The organism is uncultured Psychrosphaera sp. (assembly GCF_947500655.1).
Lineage (GTDB): Bacteria > Pseudomonadota > Gammaproteobacteria > Enterobacterales > Alteromonadaceae > Psychrosphaera.
The window spans coordinates 189,411-216,124 of record NZ_CANMSK010000002.1 but is presented as its reverse complement, the minus strand read 5'-3'; the positions used below and the strand labels follow the sequence as shown (position 1 = coordinate 216,124).

Genomic DNA, 26,714 nt, shown 5'->3' with positions numbered 1-26,714 from the left:
CAGAATAATAAATTAGGACAATGTATGCCACTTGCGGCTTTGTATTTAAACGTACATGAACCAAACGTTCATGAAGCAGTCACTCAGTGTGCATTAAATTCACAATTATCTCTTTTAGATCATAGTGATGAAGATGACTGGATCAGCCAAATAGAGAAATTGTCCCCCAGTATTGCCGTTGTTGAATTGGAACAGTTTGACGCCCATGACTATAGACGTTTATCCGATTTATCTTCCACATTAGATATTGATCTAATAGTAATTAGCCAAGGTGAGCCAAACTCACATTTAGACGCTCTTATGCAAGTCGGTGCTATTTTTCATTATCGCTCTCCGGTTAATGCCGATTTTCTTACCGACACTATTGAAGATATAGCAGAAGAAACCAAACGAAGAACTCAACAAGGCGAAATAATAACCAGTAGTAATTTAGACCAATTTGGTTTATTGCTTGGCTCATCTCGTGTAATGCACAAACTTTACAGAACCATAAGACGCATATCAAAGAGTGAAGCAAGTGTATTTATTATAGGTGAAAGTGGTGCTGGTAAAGAGCTCGTCGCCAATACTATCCACTTATCAAGTGACCGCACCGAACAACCGTTTGTTGCTATTAACTGCGGAGCTATTAGCCCAGAATTAGTGGATAGTGAACTCTTTGGTCATGTAAAAGGCGCATTTACCGGTGCAACAAAAGATCACAATGGTGTATTTCAACAAGCCAACGGTGGCACTCTTTTCTTAGATGAAATTACTGAAATGCCCATTGAACACCAAGTTAAGTTACTCAGAGTATTAGAAACTGGTGAATACCGACCTGTGGGAAGTCAAAAAGTCTATCATGCAAATGTTAGAATTGTCGCCGCAACCAACAGAGATCCTAGCCAAGCAATTGAAGATGACAAATTACGTGAAGATTTGTATTTTCGCTTAGCTCATTTTCCTCTGTCCATTGCTCCATTAAGAGAAAGAGACGGTGATGTTATAGGGTTGGCGAAACATTTTATTGCTCATTTAAATTCTGAGCTTTCTACCCAAAAATCTATTGTTACTGATGCATTAAGTAAATTATCTCGTCATTCATGGCAAGGAAATGTGAGGGAATTAAAACACACAATTGAACGTGCCTTTATTTTGGCCGACTCAATAATCGGTCCCGAACATATCCAATTTGATATGAGTGATAACGTGTTAAATAACACTTCCGACAATAAAACATTACAACAAACTATTCCTGGTAGCGTTCCACTGGACGACATTGAAAAAGCAGCCATCATCAACACTTTAGATGATAACGATGGCAATAAAACGGATACGGCTAGTGATCTCGGCATCAGTGTTAAAACGCTCTACAATAAACTCGAAAAATACGACACTTAATAGCCACAACGCTCTATATATGCCTATATTGGTTAATTATTTACCAACGGCAAGCTAAAACTAAAACAAGTGCCTTTGCCTAATTCGCTTTCTACCCTCAATTCAGAGTTAAGTAAGGCAACTAGTTTTTGGCTGATAGCCAATCCCAAACCTACATGGGTATTTTTATCTTCTTGGGCATTACTTGCTCTGTAACGGGCATCAAAAATATGAGCAATTTCATTACGGTTAATACCCGTTCCGGTATCTCGTATGTCTATCCGCAATTGATTTTTTTGTTCTTTTAGCATGTTCACTGACAAGGTAATAACCCCGTTTTCTTGAGTATGCCTAATCGCATTTTCAATTAAGTTAGTGAGTACACGTTCTAACTTACCTATATCGGCAAAAACTAAATAGTTAGCCGCCAAAGACTCTACTTCTAGTCGAACGCCTTTTTTTGTCGCGTTAAGCTCAAATTTAGCCGTCACATCAAATAATAAGTCAGCTAGTGGGAAAGGTTCATGATGAACGGTAACTTGACCGCCATCTAAATAAGCCAGTTCAAATATTTGGTCTATTAAGCGTTTTAAGTTATTGGCATTACGCATGGAGATACTGACAAACTTTTGCCTTTCTTGCTCTGTCAGCTTTTCCCCATGAATAGATAAGGTTTCTATATAACCTTGTAGGTTAGCTAATGGCGTTCTTAAGTCGTGAGAAAGATCTGCCAATAAAATACGTCTGTGTTCATCAATATTTTCTAATTGCACCAACTGGCTTTGCACTTGTTTTATTAACGAATTAAATGCCGAAGCCAACACGTTAATTTCATTGTTTGAGTCTTTGGATACATTAAAGTCTATTTCTACCTGACTGAGGTTATTTTGATCTATCGCTTTAATAGCTTTTGCCATTTTATTAAGTGGTGCGGTAAATGCTCTAAATAAACCTAGCAGCAATAAAAGTAACACTCCTAAACTGGCGACAATGACAATAGAGACATCTTTTAAACTATGGCTGTCCTGCACAGATTTAACAATGGAGTCATGTATTTCACCGCCAATGATCATGTACAAATAGCCTTGTAGCTCTCCCTCTTTATACACAGGAGAGGCTGAGAATATTTTTTGTTTCTCTAGATTTCTAGGGTCGTCACCCAACACGGGCAATTCAACCTGATTGGATAACAAAGAACGAATAGGCTCTACGTCTACCAACTCACGCTTAACTTTTCCCGGTTTAGCAGAATATGTGAGTACCTTGCCGTTTGGATCTAAATAATAAAACTCAAAGCTTGGACCTAACATCATCAAAGTATGAAATAGGTTTTTCAAGCCATCGTAATCATAAACGCCCTCAGCCAATAAAGGATTGTCAGACACTAAATGCTCTGCCAGTCCCAAATGAAGTCTTTGCTCAGATTCCAACTGAGTACTTTGCTGAAGCTGACTGCTCCACAAAAATGATAAATATAATATGACTGAAAATGCCAATGTTAACGACAAGGCAATACGTTGATAAAGTGATAATGACATTAGTTTACACCTTGAGAATTGAGTTTATAACCAACCCCCCAAACCGTTTGAATAATATTGGCTTGCGCGGGGTCTTGTTCTAACTTTGTCCGTAGTCTATTGATATGAGAATTCACAGTATGTTCATAACCACTATGGTGATAACCCCATACGTTTTCCAATAACTGAGCTCGGCTGAATACTTGATCTGGGTGTTTAGCAAAATGCTTTAACAAGTCAAATTCCGTCGCGGTAAGATCAAGTGTTTGGTCAGATAATTTAGCACTGTGTTGTTGCTGATTAATGCTCAGCTTACCAACGGTTAATAAATCATCTTGGGGCATAACCGCGGAAGGACGTTGTTGCAGTAAGTTAGCTCTTCTTAACTGCACACGAACTCTAGCTTGAAGTTCACGAACACTAAAAGGCTTGGTCATGTAATCATCTGCACCTAGCTCTAAACCTAACACTCGGTCGGTTTCAGAGTTTTTAGCGGTAAGCATGATAATAGCTTGCTCTGGTTTTGCTTGCCTTACTTGCCTGCATATATCTAAGCCAGAAATATTAGGCAGCATAACGTCCAGTAGTAACAAGCTATAATCATTTTCTAACGCAGACTTTAAGCCAGTTTGACCATCACACTGGTGCTCAGTGTTTATCCCCAATTCATGTAAATTTACACGTATAAGATCGGCGATATCTTTATCGTCTTCAACAATGAGCACAGTGTTAGTCAAAAGGTTTTACTCCATTCGTTTAATCACTACATAAGCTGCTGGATTATCAAATTTATGGGCTTGGGTTAATACAGAAGTAGCTAAACCATCATCCATTGATACAACACCTGAGTGCATACCAACAAAATCAACATCATCTCTTTCAGCTTCAAATCCAGTACCGCCATCAGCAGGACCTGGAATGGTTCCCTCAGCTTCACTGTTACCTTCTGTGCCAGCATCGTAAACCGATGTATAGCTAGACCAAGTGTCTCCAACAGACAATCCAGATAAATCTATATTACTAAGACCCGTGAAACCGTCATTTGTATTCACCAACATCGTCGCTAATGACAACATAGCGTCTGTTTGGTCTTCAATCGTTACGGTTAACGTTTCTGTAGCGCCCGAACCTAAAGGCGCAGCTCCACTTACGCTTGCAGTAACTATTTCTAGTGCTAATAACTCTGAGTTATCACCACCTTCCGCCATTGTTTCCAATGCCGTTGATGCTGACTCGCCAATTGTCCACAAAGAACCTGTGTCATGTAAAATAACAGCAACAGGTGATAATGGTTGCGCGTTAGTCAGGTTAGTAACGGTTACCTCATAACTCACATTTACCGGAACCACCACTTCAGGCTCTGGCGTCACAACATCTTTATCGTCGTCATCGTCACTACAACCGGCAAGAATAAGTGAAGACATAATTGCCAGAGCTGGGATATATTTTGATTTAAAGTTTTTCATATTGCCCCCTTACTTAACGGTAACGGTAAACATAGCAACAGGGTTTAACCAACGATGAACTGTGCTGTCTAAATCACTGTCGCCACCAGCCACATCTGTATCGCCAATAACACCACGATGTACGTGCACCATAGTATTATCTTCAACATCAGTAACACCTAAAGCGCCCGTACCATTTGCAGCACCGGGATCTGCAGGAATTCCTGCAACACCAGGTGCTCCGCCGCCATTTAGAATTTCGTCATTAGCTTCTGTGCCAGCATCATAACCATTAAGGTAAACTGTATAAGTACCGGCTTCTGTTGGGATCATCCAGCTGTCTAGACCAACAAAACCGTCGTTGGTTGGAAGTAACATTGAACCCACCGATAAATACGTATTGGTATCCGCAGTAGAAAGCGAACCTTCTGCCGATGCGCCAGGTGCTAGTACGCCTGCTGCTGGATTTTCTAATACATCAGCACTTGCTGCAGTTAACACAATTGATAAACCAGAAATGTCACCACCTTCCGCCATCATCTGTAATTCGTCAGAGGCTGCGGTGCCAAGTGTATAAATGCTAGCGTCACTTGTGTGAGCCGCAATAATGACAGGCGTGAAATAAATGCCTTGAGTAAGGTTAGTGATTTTAACGTCGATTTCAGCAGCAAACGCTGATTGAGTTAATAAAGCACCACCTAAGATAGCGAGTGTTGTTGCAGTTTTTCTTATTGTTTTAGTTTGTGTTTTTGTATTCATGTTCTTTCTCTTGTTATTAATCTGATAACAAGAATGAACGCCAATTATCCCAAAAGTATCACAGAGGCTTCACAAAATAATAAAGAAGCCGTTTCATTTGTGTAACGGGGTTGGTTGGAATAGTAATTGATTGAATTGGGATTTGGTTAAAAAACGTTAATCCAATTTCTATGAATTTTAGAACTGGCAAGGCTTTAATTAATCTGATACTAATAAGTTATGTATGAAAGTGAGCAAGCTTTGGGTAAAAAGAGTCCCAAATTGATCACTATTAAATTGTTAGGTTTCAAAGGAGAGTTAAGTGCATAAGCAAGTTTATGATGCATCAGGAAAGCACACGGGGATCTTTGACGGTGAGTATGTTTACAATCTATCTGGTCAGGTGGTTCTTCGAGTAGATGAAGATGAAATTTACAATATGGAAATGCCATGCAAATACGTTGGTGTATTTGAAGGTGTTCAAGCGACAGATTTAAAAGGCGCTGTTTTATTTCGGCTTGAAGACTAAGCTAGGGAAAGAGTATGTGCTATCGAAAACATAACAACTCAATAAGTTAGGCAATGAGACCCAAATGACAGAACACGATAAAATTCCTCTAGCCGGTGAAATGCTAGTCCAAGCTGTAAAGAGTTATGAGCATGCACTAAAAGACATTGACTATGTAACCAGCATTCTATTGGCTGGCGCAGTTATTGGAATAATCGCTCCGCTGTTAGAGGAGCTAGACATAAAGTCAAGCCAAGTCGCTCTTGCTGAGCTTTCTGTAAAATCAAGCAATTCAACTAGTCTTGATAAGAAAGTTGGCCGTGCCATCGGATTTTACCGCTTTACATATAATGCCTTGAAGCATGCAGGCCATGGAAAAAATATTCCAGCATCGAAAGATTTGGTAATACATGCTGACTTAAAGGATGAAGCAGAATTTTTAATTCGTCACGCGGTGCAGGACTACAATAAAATTCCAGAGCCATATATAACTCTAGAATACATAAACAACAATATGCCGCATGAGCTTCTTGATGTTTTACAATCATGGTAGCAGTAAATCTAACAGAGACACCCATTCGAATTTGACAGTCATTTAAAGTCGGTAAAAGTGATTTACTTCGTAAACACTAACAGAGACACCCACTTTAATTTACTGGCTGTTCGCTTAGCTCTATTTTAGCCCACTATATTTAGGCGTTATGTGTTTTTATGGATTGTATCAATTGTAAAAATAGTTTTGATTTAGAGTTTGCATTATCAAATAGCGCATTTAGCTGGCCAGAGATGCAAACTGTCTGGTATGTATGTCCAGACTGTAATAAAGGTAATCATATTCGATTCAATAGCCAGAAAGTTGAATTAATAAAAAGTGTCACAAATAATGGTACTTCTTGGGAAACTGTTCATGATTACTTCGAACCATCTATAGATGTACGCATCGACCCAACATATTTGCATGTTTGGTTTAAAGGTAAGCATTTTGAAATAAAAAGTCGACCAATCTAACAGAGACACCCACTTTAATTTTCATATCCTTTTAGATTAAGCCCATAAAAAAACCACCAAATGATTAGACATCATTGGTGGTTTTAAGTATTGATTTCAACAAGCTTTTAGCTTTGTTTGTTATCCCTGCAACTGCACTTATGCTTGTAGTTGCACTAGGCCATCTTGTTGGCGCACCATATAGGTTTTTAAAATTACACTGTCATCTTCCAAACATTTACCAGACTCTAGTGAGAACTGTTGCTTGTAAAGCGGTGATGCTAATACTAACTGGCCGTCAACGTCACCAATTAAACCACGTGATAACACGTTTGCTTCACCAAATGGGTCGTAGTTTTGTAGAGCAAATAATTGTTCTTCTTTCCCTACTTTAAAAATCGCGACTTGTTCGCCGTTATGTAATGCGCAAACGCCTGTGTTTTTATTGATATCTGATACGTTACAGATGGTTTCCCAATTTATATTACTCATATTCTTTTCCTCTACTCTTTTATCTGTAACTTAAACTTCCAATGCCGGGATCTCTGTGCCTTTGGCTTTTTCAGCTCTGACAGATGGTTGCGCAATACGTGCTTTACTTTGACCACGGTCAGCTTCATATGCCAAGCGGTCGTCCGTTGCATCTGAGTTAATAAAGTGAGCAAAACGTTTTAGTCTTTCTGGGTTGTTAAGTGTTTTCTTCCACTCACATTCGTAAGTGTCGATAACGCGGTTCATATCAGTTTCAAAGTCTTCACAAAGACCAAGTTTATCATCAATAACAACCGACTTAAGATAATCTAAACCACCTTCCATATTGTCCATCCAAACCGACGTACGTTGTAAACGGTCTGCTGTACGGCAATAGAACATAAGAATACGGTCAATGTATTTTATTAATGTTGCGTCATCCAAATCAGATGCAAATAAGTCACCGTGACGAGGTTTCATACCGCCGTTACCACATACGTATAAGTTCCAACCTTTGTCTGTTGCAATGACTCCAAAATCTTTACTTTGTGCTTCCGCGCATTCGCGAGTACAGCCAGACACACCTAATTTAAATTTATGTGGTGAACGTAATCCTTTGTAGCGCATCTCTAAATTAATCGCCATGGACACAGAATCCATCATGCCGTAACGACACCAAGTACTACCAACGCAGGACTTAACGGTACGTAAAGACTTACCATAGGCGTGGCCTGTTTCAAAACCAGCTTGGATCAATTCATCCCAAATCAATGGTAATTCATGTAGCTGCGCGCCAAAGAAGTCGATACGCTGACCGCCTGTAATTTTGGTGTATAAGTCATATTTAACACCAATTTGGCCTAAGTCTATTAAACCTTGTGCTGAAATTTCACCCGCTGCAATACGTGGTACAACAGAATAAGTCCCATCTTTTTGCATATTGCCTAGGAAGATATCGTTAGTGTCTTGTAATTGAATATTATCATCGGACAATACGTATTCATTCCAATAGGTTGCTAGCATAGAGCCAACTGCAGGTTTACATGTCATACAGCCGTGGCCGCTACCGTATTGCTCTAATAGCTCATCAAAGGTTTTGATTTTTTTTGTACGGATAATGTCGAACAATTCTTGGCGCGTATATTCAAAATGTTCACAAAGGTTATTGTTAACCTCAACGCCCATTTTCTCTAATTCTGCATTTAATACTTGCCCAACCATAGCTGAACAACCACCACAACCACTGCCTGCTTTGGTACATGATTTAAGTTCAGCAAGCTCGGTTGCGCCAGCGTGAATAGCCCCTATCAAGTCACCTTTGGTTACGTCATGACAAGAACATATTTGAGCCGAATCTGGCAAAGCGTTTACGCCAAACGCGCTTTCGCCACCACCTTCAACTTGAGGAAGAATTAATACCTCAGGTGCTTCTGGAAGTTGCATTTTTTCTAACATCATAGGAAGCAAGGTTCCGTATGCGTCAGTGTCGCCAACCAATACAGCACCTAACAAAGTAGACTTGTCTGCAGATACTATTAAACGTTTATAAAGGCCTTCCGCATCATTAATATAAGTGTAGGTTTGAGCGCCTTCTGTGCGTGCATGTGCATCACCAATACTGGCAACATCAACACCCATTAATTTAAGTTTGGTACTCATGTCGGCACCAGTGAATTGCTCACTACCGCCAGTAATATGTGAAACGGCGGCTTTTGCCATGGTGTAACCCGGTGCCACTAAGCCGTATATTTTGCCATCCCACAATGCACATTCACCAATCGCGTAAATGTCTTTGTCTGAGGTAAGACAATTGTCATCAATGGTAATACCGCCGCGTTCGCCAATTTCAATGTCGAACTGACGAGCAAGTTCATCCTGCGGACGAATACCAGCAGAGAATACAATCATGTCCGTTTCAATGTGACTGCCATCGGCAAAGTTCATACGGTAACGACAGGTTTCACCCGCGACGATTTCTTTGGTATTTTTTTCTGTGTGAACGTGCACGCCCAAATCTTCAATTTTAGTGCGTAATAAAGCACCGCCACCTTCGTCTAATTGCACTGCCATTAGCCGTGGTGCAAATTCAACAACATGCGCTTCCAAGTTTAAGTTATGTAATGCTTTAGCACATTCAAGACCTAATAACCCGCCACCAATAACCACACCGACTTTACTGCCTTTGGCAGATGCAGTGATACGCTCTAAATCTTCAATGGTACGGTAAACCAAACAATGTTCGGCGTCGCCGCCTGGAATTGGTGGAACAAATGGGAATGAACCTGTAGCTAGAATAAGTTTGTCGTAGCTTTCTACTCGGCCACTTTCTGTGGTGATAGTTTTTGCAGCGCGGTCAATGGTAGACACTTTGTCTTTGATTATGTATTTAACGCCGTGTTGGTCGTAATAATCTTCCGACGTTAGCATTAAATCATCGGCTGTTTTGCCAGAGAAATATGCCGACAGTTGAACGCGGTCGTACGCTAAACGAGGTTCTTCAGAAAAAGTGATAACTTGATAATTTTCATGATCTGGATGGTTAACCACGTTTTCAATGAATTTGTGACCAACCATGCCGTTACCGACAACGATGAGTTTTAATTTGTTTTTTGTTTGTAGCTCTGTTGTATCTGGCATGGTGTAACCCTCAGAATAATTGAATTTGATTTATTTCAACCTGAGCAGTAATTTCAACTTTGAAATTACGAATCTTGTGGGACCACCGTCGTTGGTGTCAGAAATTTTAAGTTTCTGGCTTCTGGCGAAGCTGGCTTAACGCCGAAATGTGTATGATTAAACCTAAAAGGTTTAACGACTTTGAAAATAAAGTAGCAATATGAGTACCAAAACCTTATTAATCATAATGAAAACAAAAAACTTGTTATTTTTTAATAACTAACAATAAAACTAAATTTAAAAATCGAAAATCTAATTGTAAAAAATAAACGTAAAATGCACATCAGTGGTGCAGCGCAAAGAAAACAATCACTAATTTGTAGCACTTTAGCTTGTATAAGTTAAGTGAGATGAGCTGTACTAGATAAGCTCAATTAGGTAAGTTTAGTTGGATAAAATGGTTGGATATTTGAGGAAATAAAAATAGCAGTGCCGTTATAGGAGCTTTAATTCGGCCTGTTACAACACCGCTATTTTTATCTATAAAGTATTCATTAACCTTTCGTTAGCATAAGGCTAACTAGTTACCCCATATCTCAGTTACAAATTCAGGATGATCTACAAATGGATTACGATTGCCTTGATATGCCTCGGCAGCAATATTTCGGTCAAGCTCTTTTTGGCTTACCGGATCTTGGTTATGCCATTTTTTAAGTAAAGCTAACATCCAAGATTCAAATACTTGATCACTTGACCCATTTAAAACTGCATCACTATACGTACTATTATTCTCCCAGCCTGTAATGATATTTTCATAACGGGTCGCCATATAAAAATAAGCGCGTGCTAAGTCACCTTTAAACTCATCAATAGGCTCAAATACTGTACTGGTATATCCCTGAGCAGATGTACCACTTCCTACCAACGAACCATTTTGTGAAGAGTAAGTTGACGACGATACTTCACCATAAGGGTAACTACTACGCTTAGAGTTAACATAACCGTCTGTTGGGAATATATGATGTACGTCAGTATTCATAGGATTTACTTCGCCGCCAAACCAACTTCTTGGGAAAGAATGTTCGCGGTTATAACAATCACTTTCACCTGAGTAATTACCACATTGGTCACTGGTTAATGTAAAGTTATAAGGGTCGCTACTATTTGGTGATTCTGAATAAATGTCGATAACGCTTCCGTCATTTTCATAATATTTATCCGACTCATTGTTATTATAAAACGTCCAAAGGTCGCCATATGTTTGTGTCGTATGGTTTTTAATTATGTTGTACAAGCCGGTTTTTAAATTGTAACCCGTTAAGCCAGACACCGACTGATAATAATCTTCTAAATCCGAACCACCGCCAGAGCCATCACCTGGATTTCCACCCGATGAGCCACCAAGTGTGAAAGTAGTTGTTTCTGAATAGGTAAAATTACCACCACTAGCAACTGTACTTCCTTCTACAACTAAGCTGTATGAACCAGATCCAACGTTGCAGCAAATCCCGTCACCATAACTATCATTAATGGTGAACGTATAACTACCATCCGCTAAACAAATGTTTTCAGAATAATCTGTGGTATTTGAGTAACCAGAACCTGAATACTCTACAGTGGAGCTGCTGTTAGTGATCTGCCAGCTAGTCTCACTGCCGTAATTATCGGTTGTTAGATTAAACGTGCCTGCATTATTAGAGCAACCAACAGGGTCTGGATTAGTGACTACTGAATCGGTTGGTTCAAAACTATCAATATAAACAATTTCGGATCCATCAAAGCCAGTTGTATCATAAAAGCGTAAACCAACATCGATAGAGCCTGTACTGCTAGCTGTATACGTATGGGTTATTTGCTGCCATTGACCAGTAATCGTGTTGTCTGAATATCCCAAATAACCGTTAATGTAAAAACGAGTTCTAACACTTCCTTCTGTGTGATAAACCCAAACGCTAAAGTCATAACTTTGCCCAGCAGTAACATTAAATGACTGTCTAAAGTCAGTTGAAGATTGAGTACCAGTTGTAACGGTTATCGCCGCAGCACTGTTACCACTTTGTACTATATTTGTTGATTCGCTAAGGCTTATACCAGAATCTATAGTAGTCCACCCGTTAGGAACATTTCCCGTCCAACTTTCAAAACTGCCATTTTCTACATCTGCAAATGCTAAGTTACTCGTTAACATTGCCCCAATTAAACACAAGCTTGTTATTTTCTTCATTGTATTCCCTTTGTTTTTGTATGATGTATCATCAGTATTTACATTCTATATGTCGTCGATATTTAGGTTTTGTGACCACTTTATGTACTTTTTTTATACAAGGCGCATAACTCTAAATACAACTTATTAATTGTAGGAAATAAAACTCTGATTAGTATTTGATCACAAAATAATCAGCTCACTGCGTTTTATACAATATGTATTAATCGCTTAAGCTTTACGCCACAGGGCTATAAAATTGGAACTCCATGAATACACTACCTATTTTTGTTAAGTTAGAAAACAAACCTGTTTTAGTTGTTGGCGGCGGCACCGTTGCCCTTAGAAAAATTCAAACCCTGTGTAAAACCGGTGCAAAACTTACTGTGGTTTCTCATGAGATTTGTGAGGAAGTGCAAGACTTAGCGCAAACCTATTCCATAGAATTGATAGTTGGCGATTACAATAAATCTTTATTGCCTGATAAATGGTTAGTTATAGCGGCGACCGATGACAACGCATTAAACAGGCAAGTACAAGCCGATGCCTTAGCACATAAAATATTTGTAAACGTGGTGGACGATCCTGAATATTGTCACTTTATAACGCCTGCGATCATTGACCGTTCACCAATTGTAGTGGCAATTTCATCAGGCGGTGAAGCGCCAGTTTTAGCCCGTTTATGGAAAGAAAAATTTGAATCATTAATGCCGCAGTGGACAGGTAAGTTAGCTTCATTAGCAGGTTCTTATCGCCAACGAGTCAAAGCCACCATTACCGACTTTACTTCCCGCCGTCATTTTTGGGAGCGTTTTTTCCGTGGCGACATTGCCGCCAAAGCAGGGCAACAAGATTGGGATGGCGTAACACAGTTAATAGAACAAACTCTGTCTGCGGATAACCAATTAGCAGGTTCTGTTTTTTATGTAGGCATTGGCAATAACAATCCAGAAAACCTAACATTAAAAGCGCTACAAGCCATGCAATTAGCCGACTTAATTGTGTACGATGACAAGGTTTCAAACGAGATAATAGAGCTAACCCGCAAAGACAGCGACAAAATCACTCCAACTCAAGGCGCCATTGTAGAGACGATTCAAAGCGCATTAGACAGAGGCCAAATTGTAGTAAGACTAATCCACGGCTGCCCTGAAAAAAGCCTAGAAAGCCAACAAGAATTACAACAAGCCACGTTCAACGCCACAAAAATCCAAGGTATATGTTCAGGGTGTTTGGTTTAACAAGCAGCTTGCTACATTTGTGGCATAACGCTACAATCTGACTATAAAATGTACTAGAGGAAACAGTATGGCTACGGCAAGCATTAGACTAGATGAAGAATTAGTGGAAAAAGCAGCTGTGATGGCTAAAGCACTAAACCGCACAACCCCCAAGCAAATTGAGCATTGGGCGAAAATTGGTGAAATGATGGAAGATAATCCTGATTTACCTTACGAATTTGTCAAACAAGCCATCATTGCAAAAGCAGAAAAAGAAGCAGGGAAACTAGAGGAATATAGTTTTGGCTAATATTAAGCGGGTTTTACAAACACCTAGCTTTAAAAGGGCTGTTAAAAAGCTACACAATAATCAAAAACTAGAACTTGATAAAGCGATTAAAAAGGTAATAGCCGATCCTTTGTTAGGAGAGCCTAAAAAAGGTGATCTTTCATTTATGAGAGTTTATAAGTTCAAAATGGTCAAACAGCTAACACTCTTAGGTTATAGTTATGAAGATGGAGCTATAATTTTAGAGCTGATTGCTTTAGGAACCCATGAGAACTTTTACCGCGATATAAAAAAGCTGCTTTGAATACACCTATACCCAGATAACACGTTATTAAAGTAGTCGCTCCCAAACGAGTCACTAGACTTTAACCGTGCCCGTGATTCCTATGTATATCAGTAAGCTTATAGCAAAAGTCACTTGGCCTAGTATTGGAATTATTATTGGTACTAAAATAGCTTTCCATGACTCTAAGACGATAAAGCGCTTAAGAATTAAAGCAAATAAAATAATTGTCATGATCACAGATGCAGAGTTATCTAGTTCTGCCAATTCAGCAAACAATATGCAGACAAATTGAATCGAAACTAAAGTTATAGTGAGGATCAATGTCCTCTTTAAGATAAGTGATTCAACACCTAACTTTTTAAGTAATAGTTTGAAACACAGAAAGTATGTGACGAATGTCGAAAACAAAAAGAGTAAACCGATCACTATAATTGGCACCTAGATGAAGATAAAATACTATTAAAACATAAGGTTAATAAATTATAACTTTCCAGCTTCAATTTCAATACAAAACTCACCAAGCGCTTTGGTTAATAAATTTGCCAATTCTTCATTTTCAGTAATACCAGCACTATTTAACTCACTGCCCAATAAAGGGATAGAAACACAGGCTTGTTCAATTATATTTCCAGACATAGTGACAAGAACCTCCCGTAGAGACTCTTGAGCATGCGATGCTCTAGGCGAGGTATTGATCAGCATAATTGGCGTATTGGGGAACTCAGCGCTACTGACTAACCAGTCAAGGGCATTTTTTAACGGCCCGCTAATACCATGAGCATATTCAGGGGTTGCTAGTATTAATCCTGCGCAGTCATTTAGCGATGATTTTAATTTTTCTAACGCGGGAATATGTTCATTTTCACGGTCAGGATTAAACAGTGGTAACTCACTAATATCGCCAACAACTATATCTACACCTACATGACTAGACGCCAATGATTTTAGTGCATGTATTGCAGCGGTATTGTATGACACCTTACGAAGACTTCCCGACAACGCCAAAATCTTTAACTTTTCCATTTATTACATAACTTCCCAGTGGTGAAATTTAACCATTCGACTTTAACCATTAGATCATGCACAGCGATTAGTTTTATTCTTATCTGATTTTAAACAAATTACATAAGCAATTACTAGGGGCTGTTTATCTTTCATTTTCTGCAACGCTGGCGGCTATTTGTTGCATCCAGCGAGGCAGAAGACTCGCAAATAGTGGTTCTATTTAAGTGTCTGGCTAAAATTAACAAGAACGAAGTTGGGGTGACAAATAGACCCAGCCCTTCGGGTTGAGGTTAAATTATCTCCACTCTTTGTTATAAACATACTTATTTAATCCATTAAACCTCGATGCTTATGCCGCGATTGTGAATCATTTTCCACTCAACGTTGCATAAAATGAAAGGTAAACAGCCCCTATATATAAAATTATTTAAAATCAGAAAGTATAAATACAGTAGTAAAATTAACAGGCTAGATCTTAGGTTAAGTTTTCTGTTCTGCTTTTTGGCTGAATATCACTTTGGGTTTTGCTGGTAGCGCAAGATTAATAGAGGAAACATTTACAGCAGAGCTTAACGGCGTAAAAACTAATGAGCAAAATAAAAAAGCGGTTAACAGCATTAATTTAGATGGCTTAGGTAAATAGGTTTTCCCCTCAAGACCAATGGCTAACATGTCTAATGCGGTTTGGTATTCTTCTTTTTTGCTTTTATAGCGTTTCATAAAGCCATCCTATTGCAATCAACTCCATTTAGTATATTCCCTTACTAACTGGGGTTGGATCTGCTTTTTACAATATCTGCTTTAATACACGCTTTTACTTAAAGCTTACAGCTAGTGGCGAAGCCATTCTTACGGTTTGCTCTAACGCTTATGCACATATAACAAACATAAAAAAACCGAGATAGATTTAATGATCTATCTCGGTTTTATTGATTTTGTAGTTCAACGCTTTTACTTAAGCTAGCAACAAGCCATTCTTACGGCTTACTCACTATTTAAGGAATTGTAATACTCATATCCAACGTTGGTAGTGTGCTGCTGTCACCAAAAATCCAAGGACTAATTGGGTCTGTTGTATCATCGTCATCGTGGTCAATCGCACCCCAACCTTCATAAAGCGTTTCGCCGGTTAGGCAGGTGCTGTCACTTGCAGCTGTTGGGCATTTAAGCTCGTCGAGGGTTGCACCTATGGCGTCAACCGTAGAGTCATTATTCTGACCAACTGGGTTACCTTGTAAGCTACTATCTGTCGCCCAGTAACTGGCTGTCATGCTGCTATCAAACACTCTGCCAATAAGTCCGGCTGTATAATTGCCCCCAGCGACTGTACCAGTGGCGTAACTTGCCACGATATTATTATTAACCGCTTGGCCAATAAGCCCGCCCGTACCATACTGAGCAGAGACAGAAGCGGTGGTGTAGCTTGTCACAATACTGCTGAAGAGAGTTTGACCAACAAGCCCGCCTGTATAGTTCGCGCCACCAGTAACTGTGCCGGTGGTGTAACTTGAAGTAATGTTAGCGTATCGCATGTAGCCAGCCAGCCCACCTACATTACTCCCAGCTCCAGAGACTTTGCCGGTGGTGTAGCTTGAAGTAATGGTAGTGTATTCCATATAGCCGGCCAGCCCACCTGTATATGGGCCACCTGTGACATCCATAAGTTCACCGGTTAAGCCAATATTGCGTATTTCAGCGTTAACTGAGGTGCTATTGTCTAGATAACCAAAAAGACCAATGTGGCCTCCGCTTGTTCCGTCATCGTCATAGCTTCGGTTGATATAGAGGTTACGTATTTCATAACCATTGCCCTCAAAAATAGCAGTAAAGGGTTCCGTTTCTGTGCCAATTGGTAGCCAACCACTGTTACTGCTATCGCCGTCATAGTCATAATAGGTGTCATTAGCATCCATAATGCCATCGCCATTGGTATCGAAATCGAGGTTTTGAGTAAGTTCATAGCCGTTACAACCCGAAATGATATAACAACCATTGTCACTATTCAGTGATATACCATCGTCTAGAGATGTACCAGCCAAGTTATTACGTATCCTGTCAAGTTGCTCTAGGCTGCTGATTTCAATCAGGCCGTTGTCGTTGTCGTCGATGTCACAGGCATTGCCGACTAGATCGCCGTCGGTATCTGTTTGGTCTTCGTTGGTGATCGATACGCAGTTATCACTGTTATCGCCAACGCCATCACCGTCTGTATCTGTAGTTTCAGTGGCATCATTTGGAAAAGCATCGGCATTGTCGCCAACGCCATCACCGTCTGTATCTGTATATGTACCTGTGTCTGTACCTGTGTCTGTACCTGTGTCTGTACCTGTGTCTGTACCTGTGTCTGTACCTGTGTCTGTACCTGTGTCTGGATCTGTGTCTGTGTCTGGATCTGTGTCTGTATCTGTATCTGTGTTGCCATCAACAACAACTGGTTCAACTGTCTCATCTGCTGGGTCAGCGTCACAAGCAGTTAGCGTAAGAAGCAATGGAATAATGCACAGCATTTTAATAGGTTGCAGTGTCATATTAAATGACATCATTGCAAAAGGGTTTGCGAACATCTTAAGTGGTTTGTTCATATAATTTTCTAACCTTAACAATCTGTATAAGTTAACTACGAATATTGTATGTTTCAAAATTCGAACTGAAATTTGAGCGGGCAGGATTGTAGGTCTGACCAGTACAAAATGCAATCAATTTTACACAAGTGAAATGGTTCTCTAACTTGTCAAATTTAATAACTTATTTATCTAATATATTGTGAGATGTTAAATTATATTTTCATATGAGGATTAACGCTTATATGATGCACAACCCAGAGCCAGGCTAAATGAAGTGCTCTTTTAAATGGAAGATTCTATTAAGTGCATGCTCTTAGTAAAATATCACCTCTAAAAATACACTTACAAAAAGCAAAAAAGCGAGGTGAATTTAATGATCCACCTCGCTTTTATTTAAAGCTTACAGCTAGCAACAAGCCATTCTTACGGCTTACTCACTATTTAAGGAATTGTAATACTCATATCCAACGTTGGTAGTGTGCTGCTGTCACCAAAAATCCAAGGACTAATTGGGTCTGTTGTATCATCGTCATCGTGGTCAATCGCACCCCAACCTTCATAAAGCGTTTCGCCGGTTAGGCAGGTGCTGTCACTTGCAGCTGTTGGGCATTGAAGCTCGGCGAGGGTTGCGCCTATTGTGGCTTCATCAACTACTGCTCCTCTGCCTTCGCCACCGCCATACCCCAAACTTTGACCGCTAGTATCAATGGCCCAGTAACTGGCGTAAATATAAGGTGCACCATATCCAGAACCCACAAGGCCGCCTGTGTCGGATGTACCTGTCACCAACCCGGTTGCATAACTGGCGCGGATACTGGCAGAGTTATGAGCATAACCAGCAAGACCGCCAATGCGGGAATCACCAGTAACGGAACCTGTGGCGTAACTTGCAACTATTTTTGTACCTAGTGCATAGCCAACAAGTCCGCCAACATAGGAGTCTCCTGATATTGCACCTGTGGTATAGCTTTCTCGAATTGGGCTATACTCTGCACGGCCCACGAGGCCACCAACATAAGAAACATTTGATGCTGGTGCAGATACATCCCCAGTTGAATAAACATCGCTGATGCTCACATTACTGGTATAACCAGCCAGTGCGCCGGTATACGTTTTACCGGTAATACTCATTAACCCACCAGTTAGTCCAATATTGCGTATCTCCGCATCAGATGCGCTTCCGTCTAGGTAACCAAATAAGCCGATATACTCACCACTAGTTTCAGCATCGGTAGTGGCTCTGTTGATGTAAAGGTTAAACACCTCAAAATCATTACCATCAAAAATAGCAGTAAAGGGTGCCATGTCTGTACCGATAGGTAACCAACCGCTGTTGCTGCTATCACCGTCGTAGTCAAAATAGGTGTCGTTGGCATCCATCATGTCATCACCGTTGGTATCGAAATCGAGGTTTTGAGTGAGTTCGTAACCGATACAGCCGATTGTACAACCGCTTGTTATTGCAGTTAAGCCATCATTAAGTGATGAACCAGCTAAATCATTACGTATCCAATCCAGTTGCTCTAGGCTGCTAATTTCAATCAGGCCATTGTCGTTGTCGTCGATGTCTGCATTGTCGCCAGTACCATCTCCGTCTGTGTCTGTCGTTTCAGTGGCATCATTTGGAAAAGCATCGGTATTGTCGCCTACGCCATCACCGTCTGTATCTGCCGTTTCAGTGGCATCATTTGGAAAAGCATCGGCATTGTCGCCTACGCCATCACTATCTGTGTCTGCCGTTTCAGTGGCATCATTTGGAAAAGCATCGGCATTGTCGCCTACGCCATCACTATCTGTGTCTGCCGTTTCAGTGGCATCATTTGGAAAAACATCGGCATTGTCGCCTACGCCATCACCGTCTGTGTCTACCGTTTCAGTGGCATCATTTGGAAAAGCATCGGCATTGTCGCCTACGCCATCACCGTCTGTATCAGTGTCTGTGTCTGTATCTGTGTCTGTGTCTGTATCTGTGTCTGTATCTGTGTTGCCATCAACAACAACAGGTTCAACTGCCTCACCTGCCTCACCTGCTGAACCAGCGCCACAAGCAGTTAGCGTGAGAAGCAATGGAATAATGCACAGCATTTTAATAGGTTGCAGTGTCATATTAAATGACATCATTGCAAAAGGGTTTGCTAACGTCTTAAGTAGTTTGTTCATATAATTTTCTAACCTTAACAATCTGTATAAGTTAACTACGAATATTGTATGTTTCAAAATTCTAACTGAAATTTCAGCGGGCAGGATTGTAGGTCTGACCAGTACAAAATGCAATCAATTTTACACAAGTGAAATGGTTCTCTAATTTCTCAAATCTAATAACTTATTTATCTAATATGTTGTGAGATGTTAAATTATATTTTCATATGAAGGATTAACGCTTATGCACATATAACAAGCATAAAAAAATCCAATGCTACAGCAGCATCGGATTTTTATATTAGTAATAAGCTTTTACTTAAAGCTTACAGCTAGTGGCGAAGCCATTCTTACAGCTCGCTCTACCGCTAGTGGCGAAGCCATTCTTACAGCTCGCTCTTGTCTTTCTTACTGCGATAATACGCAATTGGAATAACCACTAGCGTTAATACTGACGAGACCGCCATACCAAATATTAATGAAACCGCGAGGCCTTTAAATATTGGATCTGACAGAATAAACAAGGCACCTATCATAGCGGCTAATGCGGTTAATATAATTGGTCTAGCACGCATTTGAGCCGAGGCTACCACCGCATCTTTTAAGTCCACACCTTGTGCTAATTGTTGCTCAATAAAGTCCACCAGCAAAATGGAGTTACGTACTATTATTCCCGCTAGTGCAATCATGCCGATCATAGATGGCGCGGTAAATTTAGCGTCCATTATCCAATGACCTGGGAATATACCAATCATAGTTAACGGTATTGGCGCCATTATAATTAATGGTAAACGGTAGTTTTTAAACTGCCCCACAATTAACAAGTAAATCAGTAATAAACCTACGCCATAAGCTATACCCATATCACGAAATGTCTCGTAGGTTATTTGCCATTCACCATCCCATTTTATTGCATTGGTATAAGCTTGATCTGGTGCTTGGGTATAAAATATTTCAACACCTGGATTTTGCTCTGAAAACGAAGCGCCAGCTTCAAACATGCCATATAGCGGACTATCTGTTTCACCAGCCATATCAGCCATAACGTAAATCACAGGGCGTAAGTTTTTATGATAAATAGGTTGGTCTTGTGTTACTTGCACTATCTCAACAAATTCACTTAATGGCACTAATAACCCTTGGTCATTTGCCATTTTAGTATTCAACCAAGCTTGCATATTTGCCTTATAAGAAACATCAGCAGACACAATAATTGGTGTTGGCGTATTGCCTAATCTGTCATGTAAATAGCCAATTGGATCTTCTGACAACAATTGATACAACATGCTTTGCGCTTGTGACTTTACAATTCCAAGTTGCTGCGCGCGTTGTTCATTAATCACAACTTGCCATTTAACTTGTTGCGCTGCAATTGTGGTGTCGGTATCCACAATTTCATCTGTTGTATTAAATGCATTTAACAGAGCACTTGCAGTTTGTTCACGGCTAGCTTGGTCTGGACCATACACTTCTGCCACAATTGGTGCTAACGTTGGAGGACCTGAAGGCTCTTCCACCATTTTAAAGTTGGCATTAAGTTTATTGGCTATCGGCAATAACAGCGAACGCATTTGTTTGGCTAAGTCATGGCTACCTTCGTCACGTTCTTTGTTGCCAACAATAGTTAACGTGATCTCACCTTGGTGCGACATTGCACGCATATAGTACTGACGCACCAAACCGTTAAAAGTAATTGGCGCATTGGTTCCAGCATATAACTGATAATTCACCACGTAATCTTGTTTAGCCAATTCAGACGACATTTCTTGTAACGCAGCCAGGGTAGTTTCAACCGTTGTGCCCTCTGGCATATCAACGGCAATTTCCATGGTCGCCTTATTATCAAACGGTAACATTTTTAATAACACTAAACCTGTTACAGGCAATACCATTACGGCGATCATTAATATCACTATGCCAGCAAACAACTTCCACTGATTAGTCAGTGAGTCTTTTGCAGTAATAAATTTACTTAAAAAATTACCCGCTATACGACCAATAATATCGCCTGACTCTTTATCCTGTGCATTGTTATCACCTACTACAGTTTTATCGTCAGTATTATCATCTTTATGCTCACCTTTTAATAAACGTACCGCTAACCAAGGTGTAATGGTGAAAGCAATAACCAGAGACAACAACATGCCAGTACTGGCATTAATCGGAATAGGGCTCATGTACGGCCCCATTAAACCAGACACAAACGCCATAGGTAACAAAGCCGCGATAACGGTAAAGGTAGCCAAAATAGTTGAGCCACCCACTTCATCAACCGCTTTAGGAATTAACTCAACTAACGACTCTTCAGGATGAGAGTGTTGACGGCGATGGATATTTTCCACCACAACAATAGCGTCATCCACCAAGATACCAATTGAGAAGATGAGGGCGAACAAGGAGATCCTATTTAAGGTAAAGCCCCAAGCCCAAGAGGAAAACAAGGTAATTAATAACGTAAGACCAACCGCTAATCCAACAATAATCGCCGCGCGTTTACCTAAGAAAAACAACACCAAAACTACAACAGCCATGGTAGCAAACAGCAGTTTTTGAATCAGTTTATTGGCTTTTTGCTGTGCGGTTAAACCGCTATTACGGGTAACACTATATTGAATATTATCGGGTATAATTTTGCCTTTTAATGCCTCTGCCGTGTCCAGTACCGCGTTTGCGACATCAATCGCATTTCTACCTTCTTGTTTGGCTACACTTAAGGTAACCGCAGAATGTAAACCGGTACTTTCAACCGATGCTTGACCAAAGCCCATTTGAACATAACTGGTTGGTTTTATGCTGGACAAACTAATGTCGGCAATATCGCGTAAATAAACTAATTTGGTCCCTTGAGCGTCTTTTTTTGAATCTAGTTTTGAAAACACTACTAAGTCTTTTACATCTTGTTCAGATGTTAAAAATTGGCCTATCGCCACAACCACATCTTTATTATCAGTTTGAATTGGTAACTCTGGTGAATGTCCACCAAATTGCTGCATGGCGCTTAACACAGCTCTAACATCCACACCAAATGCAGCCGCTTTTACTGGGTCAATTTTCACATTTACTGCATTTTGTGCATATCCAACCGTTTCAATATTTCGGCTGCCTTCAACACGTTGCAATACTTGGCTAACAGATGTAGCAACTTGACCAACTTGAGTTTGACTAACGTTAGGATCGTCACTCCAAAAAGTAAGGCTAACAATCGGAACATCATTTATTCCTCTTGCCCTAACGGCTGTTTGACCTACACCATATTGTGATGGCCAATACAATTCTGTCATCACTTGGTTCCATGTTTTAACCAAGGCTTCTTGACGTTTAATACCAACAGTAAATTGTACTGTAATAACTGAACGACCTTGCATAGAGACACTGTAAACGTCTTCAACACCCGCCATTTGCGACATAGCATTTTCAGCTTTTATCGAGATTTGTTGTTCTACTTCACCACTACTTAAACCCGGAGCCGAAATAAATACATCAACCATAGTCACGTTAATTTGTGGATCTTCTTCTTTTGGGGTAATTAAAATCGCAATTAACCCTAAAATAACAATCATGATCCCAAACAAAGGTGTAATTGGATTATTGAGCGACAGCTTGGCGATACGTCCTGAAATTCCCATATTATTCACCTTTACTCAGATTCTGACGAAAGCAGTTTCGCGCCGTTTTCAGCTACTTTATCTGTTACTGACAACCCAGATATAATCTCAATTAGTTGGCTGCTTTTTCCAGTTGATGATTGTTCACCTGCTATTTTTTCACCTAGAAGCACCTGACGTAATGCATAAGTGTCATCTAATTTTACGTAAACAGCAGATAAGTCACCTTGGCTAAACACAGCACTACTTGGCACAACTAACGCAGAGCGAGGATCAGTTTTAACCGCCACTTTAATAAAGCTACCGGGGCGTTGGTTAAAGTTATCTTTATTAATATTTGCTCTAACTAAAATGGTATGAGTTTGGCTATCTAAGCTTGGCGCTATGGTTAAATTTTTCAATTCTTTCCAGTTACCGTTACTGGTTTGCGCCAATAACGTTTTTGTTGCTTCTATATCCGTAATTAGTGAATTTGGCACATTCACTATTAGTCGATTTTGGTTTAATGCAAAACCTGTCAACAAAGCCTGACCAAAGTTTGCAGTTTCGCCCACTTCAATATGACGCGCCGTTACCACGCCAGAATATGGAGCAATAATAGTTGTATAACTAAGTTGTTGTTTTACTTCTGAGATTTGAGCTTTAGCTAAACTAATATTGGCACTAGCAACTTCTACTGCACTAGCCGCTTTGGTTATATCGTTTTGGCTAACAAAACTGTCTGCCGCCAAACCATTTAATCGTTTAAATTCACTTTTAGCTTGCGCCTCATTTGCCTGCGCTACTTTAAGTGACGCATTTGCTTTAGCCAGTTGCGCTTTTAGTTCTGAGTCGTCCAATTCAATCAGCACTTTACCTATCGCAACTTGGTCGTCTACATCTACATGAATTTTTTTAACTTTGGCATTAACCTGAGCAGAAACAGTAGCTTCATTAATTGCTTCAACATGCCCGTTTAATACAACTTTTGAGTCTGCCTGGATGCGCTTAACCGTAACAAATTCTATGTCTTGTGCAACTGCTGCCGAACTTACAACTACTGTACTTAATACAGCAATGAATGTGGTTAATAAGTGTCTAATTTTCATAATAATTCTACTTTTAATTAGTGGTTATTTTGACTGCCTGTCAAAATAATAGACCAAGATTTATTAAATAATAAAAACCATTATATATTAGAATTAACTAATATACAAAATACTAATTTATTTATAACAGGTTTCTTAAGATCTGTTTACCTTTCATTTCCGGTAACGTGCGTTAAACAAAGGTAAACAGGCTTTATTATTTTCTTAAGTTTTTATCATAGGGGAAACCCCTAAATAACTCCAAATGTATATTTAACTGTTTGAGAACAATACAGAGTCACTTAATATACGCCGCAATTAAACATTGTTTTTTACGGACAATACTTTCAATATCAATAAGGATAATCAATGACTTCTTATAAATTATACAAACCTTTATTTTTATCACTAAGCTTAGCGCTTGCAGGTTGTGGCGGCGGCGGTGACGATGAAACTCCTGAAGTAACAGCACTATCTGTTGTGAACCCAATTCCAGATCAAACAGCAACCGTTGACACTTTATTCAGCTTTGATTTACCTACTGATATTTGTAGTGCAGCTGCTGGTGAAGATATTACACTTCAAGTAACTCAAGCTAGCCTTGTCGCAGGGCTAAGTATATTGGGCGGAGATAAAGTATTCGGCTCACCTGACGAACCTGGTGTAGCAAGTATAACTATCACTTGTTCTACAGAGACAGAATCTGTAACAGATGAATTTACCATTACAGTTAGTGACAAAATAGCTAATCCTACTGTTGAAGTTAATGCCCCTAACACAGCTAAAGAAGGCACAACGGTAACATTAAATGCCATTGCTGAAGATGGCAATATAACTGGGTCAATTGTTTCTTATGCATGGGAACAAACATCTGGTATTGCTGTTACTTTAACAAACGCAGACAGTGCTGAGGTAACATTTACAGCACCAGATAACATAACAACACAGAGTTCACTTAAGTTTTCAGTTACCGTAACAGATAATGACGGCGCAACAGATACGGATTCAGTTGAAATTGATTTAATCTCTGCATTTGCACCTGATGTCTCATTATCATTCCCATTAGCTTTGGGTGTCTATAGTGCCGACACAATTGATATGTTCGGTAATGTAGAGGCTGCTTCTGGTAGCACACTAGATAGCGTTATTGTTTTTGTTGATGGTTTAGAGCATGAAGCGACAGTTACTAACAGCACTTGGCGTGTTGAAGATGCAACAATTACTGACAATTCAGAGATTAAAGTTGTAGCAACATCAGCAGATGGCTTCATTAACTATGAAGAAATCATGCTAATTAAAACATTATATGACACATCAATTGACGATAGTATTTCTGATATTGCGGTGAGTGAATCAACGGGTGATATTTATGTATCATCAGAAGGGACTTCTGTTGAGTTTAAACACTTCAACATTAATACTTTTGAAAACTCAGATATTACTTTTACACGAGCTGCTGACTTTGCTCATTTAGGACAAGCACCTACAAGTATAACCTTAGACACCTCTTCTAATGACTTACTAGTGAGTTATCAAAACGGTGTATCTAAAATTGACTTGGAAACTTACCAAGAAACTGAAGTATCTAATGAAAACCTTGGTGGTGGAGACACTCCAGAATTGATCCTAGATATCTTTTATGACGTCAATAACGACCTTTTATATGTTGCTGATTTTAACAATAAAACAATTAGTAATGTTGACTTAGATGATGGTGAACGTACCGTTATCGAGACGTCAACAAACGGAATATTATCTGTCGCGGTTGCTTCTATTAGCGATGACATTTATTACTCTGAAGGTGCTTCTACATCGAATAACGTTCTAATAGATAAATTTGATGGTACAACAACTACTAATGTCTATGACAGTGATGATGAAAGTAATGGTGGCTCTCCAGTTTCTGATTTAGCAATAAACGAAGCAGATGGAGAAATGTTTATTGTTAACGGCAATGGTCACCTAATGAAATTAGACAGTATAAATAATACCGAAACCATCGTAATAGAAAACTTATTTAGTGTGGAAAGTGTTAGCAATTCACTAACACCATTAATTGGTCTTCATTATGACTCAACACGTAATGTGGTTATTGCCGCTGGTAGAGATGCTGACGGGACTAACAAGTTATTAGTTATTGACCCAGTATCTGGTGATTACGCTAAAGTAGCGACTGGTACAGTTGATTAAGCTATAAGCTATAAGCTATAAGCTATAAGCTATAAGCTATAAGCTATAAGCTATAAGCTATAAGCTATAAAAATAGTTTTTAGCGAAAAGCACCACTTACAAGCTTTTTTTACAAAAACATAAGGCCGCTGTTTATATTAACTCAAGATAAAGTACTTGGATTGATGTAAACAGCGGCCTTTTTGTCAGAATCATTTTGCAACCTTCTCAACAGAGACACCCACCTTAAATATTAATTGAATTGTTAAAAGAAATAAAAAACGATGTGCTACTAATAGGCAAGGTAAAGTTAAATTCACTCCACAAACTATCAAATTAAAGTGGGTGTCTCTTTTATTCCTCTGTCTTTGATTCCTCAATACAACGCAATCATTGCCGCAGTTACATGTACTGAACAGAGCAATAGTTATTTGCTGTTTTTTTATGTGTTTGGCGAGTCACTTTCTATGCGGCCATCCACTAAGTTAATGGTGCGGTCCAATCTGCGGATAAACGTGGGTCGTGC

Annotated in this window: 22 protein-coding genes; 8 read left to right on the top strand and 14 right to left on the bottom strand. The window is 39.6% G+C overall.

Features of this window, described 5'->3' with window-relative positions; genetic code table 11:
• Positions 1 to 24: 24 nt before the first annotated feature.
• The gene (locus Q0940_RS03105) at positions 25 to 1,380 is read left to right on the top strand and encodes a sigma-54 dependent transcriptional regulator (RefSeq protein WP_299263727.1); all 1,356 of its coding nucleotides are present in this window, start codon (positions 25 to 27) and stop codon (positions 1,378 to 1,380) included.
• A gap of 32 nt (positions 1,381 to 1,412) precedes the next feature.
• On the opposite strand, the gene Q0940_RS03100 is transcribed toward Q0940_RS03105, so the two are convergent.
• The 4 genes from Q0940_RS03100 to Q0940_RS03085 are packed head-to-tail and all read right to left on the bottom strand — an operon-like array spanning position 1,413 to position 5,053.
• Positions 1,413 to 2,897 (bottom strand): HAMP domain-containing sensor histidine kinase, encoded by a 1,485-nt coding sequence (locus tag Q0940_RS03100; RefSeq protein ID WP_299263724.1) that lies wholly within the window; start codon positions 2,895 to 2,897, stop codon positions 1,413 to 1,415.
• Positions 2,897 to 3,613 (bottom strand): response regulator transcription factor, encoded by a 717-nt coding sequence (locus Q0940_RS03095; RefSeq protein WP_299263721.1) that lies wholly within the window; start codon positions 3,611 to 3,613, stop codon positions 2,897 to 2,899. The genes Q0940_RS03100 and Q0940_RS03095 overlap by 1 nt, the downstream gene beginning before the upstream one ends.
• 6 nt (positions 3,614 to 3,619) lie before the next feature.
• A complete protein-coding gene (locus Q0940_RS03090) occupies positions 3,620 to 4,342 on the bottom strand; it encodes a spondin domain-containing protein (protein WP_299263718.1) in 723 nt (240 codons plus the stop codon).
• Between the two features lie 9 nt (positions 4,343 to 4,351).
• Positions 4,352 to 5,053: a spondin domain-containing protein gene (locus tag Q0940_RS03085; RefSeq protein ID WP_299263980.1), complete on the bottom strand. Its 702-nt coding sequence runs from the start codon at positions 5,051 to 5,053 to the stop codon at positions 4,352 to 4,354.
• Positions 5,054 to 5,381: 328 nt separating this feature from the next.
• Between Q0940_RS03085 and Q0940_RS03080 the strand changes: the two genes are divergently transcribed.
• The 3 genes from Q0940_RS03080 to Q0940_RS03070 all read left to right on the top strand — a co-directional run bounded on the left by Q0940_RS03080 (position 5,382) and on the right by Q0940_RS03070 (position 6,575).
• Positions 5,382 to 5,588, top strand: a complete 207-nt coding sequence (locus Q0940_RS03080) for a 4-fold beta flower protein (protein WP_299263714.1) — start codon at positions 5,382 to 5,384, stop codon at positions 5,586 to 5,588.
• Between the two features lie 64 nt (positions 5,589 to 5,652).
• Positions 5,653 to 6,120 carry a hypothetical protein gene (locus Q0940_RS03075; RefSeq protein WP_299263711.1) on the top strand — a complete coding sequence of 156 codons (468 nt, stop codon included), beginning with the start codon at positions 5,653 to 5,655 and terminating at the stop codon, positions 6,118 to 6,120.
• A gap of 158 nt (positions 6,121 to 6,278) precedes the next feature.
• Positions 6,279 to 6,575, top strand: coding sequence for a hypothetical protein (locus tag Q0940_RS03070; protein ID WP_299263708.1), 297 nt, complete (start codon positions 6,279 to 6,281; stop codon positions 6,573 to 6,575).
• Positions 6,576 to 6,713: 138 nt separating this feature from the next.
• On the opposite strand, the gene nirD is transcribed toward Q0940_RS03070, so the two are convergent.
• The 3 genes from nirD to Q0940_RS03055 form a co-directional block, all read right to left on the bottom strand.
• Positions 6,714 to 7,046 (bottom strand): nitrite reductase small subunit NirD, encoded by a 333-nt coding sequence (nirD, locus tag Q0940_RS03065; RefSeq protein WP_299263705.1) that lies wholly within the window; start codon positions 7,044 to 7,046, stop codon positions 6,714 to 6,716.
• A 30-nt stretch (positions 7,047 to 7,076) separates the two neighbouring features.
• Positions 7,077 to 9,662 carry a nitrite reductase large subunit NirB gene (gene nirB / locus Q0940_RS03060; RefSeq protein ID WP_299263702.1) on the bottom strand — a complete coding sequence of 862 codons (2,586 nt, stop codon included), beginning with the start codon at positions 9,660 to 9,662 and terminating at the stop codon, positions 7,077 to 7,079.
• 559 nt (positions 9,663 to 10,221) lie between these two features.
• Positions 10,222 to 11,865 (bottom strand): endonuclease, encoded by a 1,644-nt coding sequence (locus Q0940_RS03055; protein ID WP_299263699.1) that lies wholly within the window; start codon positions 11,863 to 11,865, stop codon positions 10,222 to 10,224.
• A 248-nt stretch (positions 11,866 to 12,113) separates the two neighbouring features.
• Here Q0940_RS03055 and Q0940_RS03050 point away from each other — a divergent pair, with 248 nt between their 5' ends.
• The 3 genes from Q0940_RS03050 to Q0940_RS03040 all read left to right on the top strand — a co-directional run bounded on the left by Q0940_RS03050 (position 12,114) and on the right by Q0940_RS03040 (position 13,657).
• Complete coding sequence (locus tag Q0940_RS03050) at positions 12,114 to 13,085, top strand: NAD(P)-dependent oxidoreductase (protein ID WP_299263696.1); 972 nt, start codon at positions 12,114 to 12,116, stop codon at positions 13,083 to 13,085.
• Between the two features lie 67 nt (positions 13,086 to 13,152).
• Positions 13,153 to 13,374, top strand: a complete 222-nt coding sequence (locus Q0940_RS03045) for a hypothetical protein (protein ID WP_299263692.1) — start codon at positions 13,153 to 13,155, stop codon at positions 13,372 to 13,374.
• The gene (locus Q0940_RS03040; RefSeq protein ID WP_299263689.1) at positions 13,367 to 13,657 is read left to right on the top strand and encodes a type II toxin-antitoxin system RelE/ParE family toxin; all 291 of its coding nucleotides are present in this window, start codon (positions 13,367 to 13,369) and stop codon (positions 13,655 to 13,657) included. Before Q0940_RS03045 ends, Q0940_RS03040 begins: the two co-directional genes overlap by 8 nt.
• Before the next feature lie 54 nt (positions 13,658 to 13,711).
• Here Q0940_RS03040 and Q0940_RS03035 read toward each other — a convergent pair whose 3' ends face one another.
• The 7 genes from Q0940_RS03035 to Q0940_RS03005 all read right to left on the bottom strand — a co-directional run bounded on the left by Q0940_RS03035 (position 13,712) and on the right by Q0940_RS03005 (position 24,040).
• Positions 13,712 to 13,960 (bottom strand): hypothetical protein, encoded by a 249-nt coding sequence (locus Q0940_RS03035; RefSeq protein ID WP_299263686.1) that lies wholly within the window; start codon positions 13,958 to 13,960, stop codon positions 13,712 to 13,714.
• Positions 13,961 to 14,119: 159 nt separating this feature from the next.
• Positions 14,120 to 14,662 carry an NADPH-dependent FMN reductase gene (locus Q0940_RS03030; protein ID WP_299263683.1) on the bottom strand — a complete coding sequence of 181 codons (543 nt, stop codon included), beginning with the start codon at positions 14,660 to 14,662 and terminating at the stop codon, positions 14,120 to 14,122.
• 462 nt (positions 14,663 to 15,124) lie between these two features.
• Positions 15,125 to 15,364 (bottom strand): hypothetical protein, encoded by a 240-nt coding sequence (locus tag Q0940_RS03025; protein ID WP_299263680.1) that lies wholly within the window; start codon positions 15,362 to 15,364, stop codon positions 15,125 to 15,127.
• A 275-nt stretch (positions 15,365 to 15,639) separates the two neighbouring features.
• Positions 15,640 to 17,226 (bottom strand): hypothetical protein, encoded by a 1,587-nt coding sequence (locus Q0940_RS03020; protein ID WP_299263677.1) that lies wholly within the window; start codon positions 17,224 to 17,226, stop codon positions 15,640 to 15,642.
• Positions 17,227 to 17,649: 423 nt separating this feature from the next.
• Positions 17,650 to 19,368, bottom strand: coding sequence for a GLUG motif-containing protein (locus Q0940_RS03015; protein WP_299263675.1), 1,719 nt, complete (start codon positions 19,366 to 19,368; stop codon positions 17,650 to 17,652).
• A 365-nt stretch (positions 19,369 to 19,733) separates the two neighbouring features.
• Complete coding sequence (locus tag Q0940_RS03010; protein WP_299263673.1) at positions 19,734 to 22,973, bottom strand: efflux RND transporter permease subunit; 3,240 nt, start codon at positions 22,971 to 22,973, stop codon at positions 19,734 to 19,736.
• An 11-nt stretch (positions 22,974 to 22,984) separates the two neighbouring features.
• Positions 22,985 to 24,040: an efflux RND transporter periplasmic adaptor subunit gene (locus Q0940_RS03005; protein WP_299263671.1), complete on the bottom strand. Its 1,056-nt coding sequence runs from the start codon at positions 24,038 to 24,040 to the stop codon at positions 22,985 to 22,987.
• Between the two features lie 348 nt (positions 24,041 to 24,388).
• On the opposite strand from Q0940_RS03005, the gene Q0940_RS03000 reads away from it, so the two are divergent.
• Positions 24,389 to 26,209 carry a putative Ig domain-containing protein gene (locus Q0940_RS03000; protein WP_299263669.1) on the top strand — a complete coding sequence of 607 codons (1,821 nt, stop codon included), beginning with the start codon at positions 24,389 to 24,391 and terminating at the stop codon, positions 26,207 to 26,209.
• Positions 26,210 to 26,714: the final 505 nt, after the last annotated feature.

Bases quoted from the DNA above. Each gene is read 5' to 3' on its own strand.
- nirB (WP_299263702.1), bottom strand. From the start codon at position 9,662: ATGCCAGATACAACAGAGCTACAAACAAAAAACAAATTAAAACTCATC.
- Q0940_RS03025 (WP_299263680.1), bottom strand. From the start codon at position 15,364: ATGAAACGCTATAAAAGCAAAAAAGAAGAATACCAAACCGCATTAGAC.
- Q0940_RS03000 (WP_299263669.1), top strand. From the start codon at position 24,389: ATGACTTCTTATAAATTATACAAACCTTTATTTTTATCACTAAGCTTA.
- Q0940_RS03050 (WP_299263696.1), top strand. From the start codon at position 12,114: ATGAATACACTACCTATTTTTGTTAAGTTAGAAAACAAACCTGTTTTA.
- Q0940_RS03015 (WP_299263675.1), bottom strand. From the start codon at position 19,368: ATGAACAAACTACTTAAGACGTTAGCAAACCCTTTTGCAATGATGTCA.
- Q0940_RS03020 (WP_299263677.1), bottom strand. From the start codon at position 17,226: ATGAACAAACCACTTAAGATGTTCGCAAACCCTTTTGCAATGATGTCA.
- Q0940_RS03005 (WP_299263671.1), bottom strand. From the start codon at position 24,040: ATGAAAATTAGACACTTATTAACCACATTCATTGCTGTATTAAGTACA.
- Q0940_RS03030 (WP_299263683.1), bottom strand. From the start codon at position 14,662: ATGGAAAAGTTAAAGATTTTGGCGTTGTCGGGAAGTCTTCGTAAGGTG.
- Q0940_RS03105 (WP_299263727.1), top strand. From the start codon at position 25: ATGCCACTTGCGGCTTTGTATTTAAACGTACATGAACCAAACGTTCAT.
- Q0940_RS03070 (WP_299263708.1), top strand. From the start codon at position 6,279: ATGGATTGTATCAATTGTAAAAATAGTTTTGATTTAGAGTTTGCATTA.
- Q0940_RS03090 (WP_299263718.1), bottom strand. From the start codon at position 4,342: ATGAAAAACTTTAAATCAAAATATATCCCAGCTCTGGCAATTATGTCT.
- Q0940_RS03100 (WP_299263724.1), bottom strand. From the start codon at position 2,897: ATGTCATTATCACTTTATCAACGTATTGCCTTGTCGTTAACATTGGCA.
- Q0940_RS03075 (WP_299263711.1), top strand. From the start codon at position 5,653: ATGACAGAACACGATAAAATTCCTCTAGCCGGTGAAATGCTAGTCCAA.
- Q0940_RS03045 (WP_299263692.1), top strand. From the start codon at position 13,153: ATGGCTACGGCAAGCATTAGACTAGATGAAGAATTAGTGGAAAAAGCA.
- nirD (WP_299263705.1), bottom strand. From the start codon at position 7,046: ATGAGTAATATAAATTGGGAAACCATCTGTAACGTATCAGATATCAAT.
- Q0940_RS03010 (WP_299263673.1), bottom strand. From the start codon at position 22,973: ATGGGAATTTCAGGACGTATCGCCAAGCTGTCGCTCAATAATCCAATT.
- Q0940_RS03055 (WP_299263699.1), bottom strand. From the start codon at position 11,865: ATGAAGAAAATAACAAGCTTGTGTTTAATTGGGGCAATGTTAACGAGT.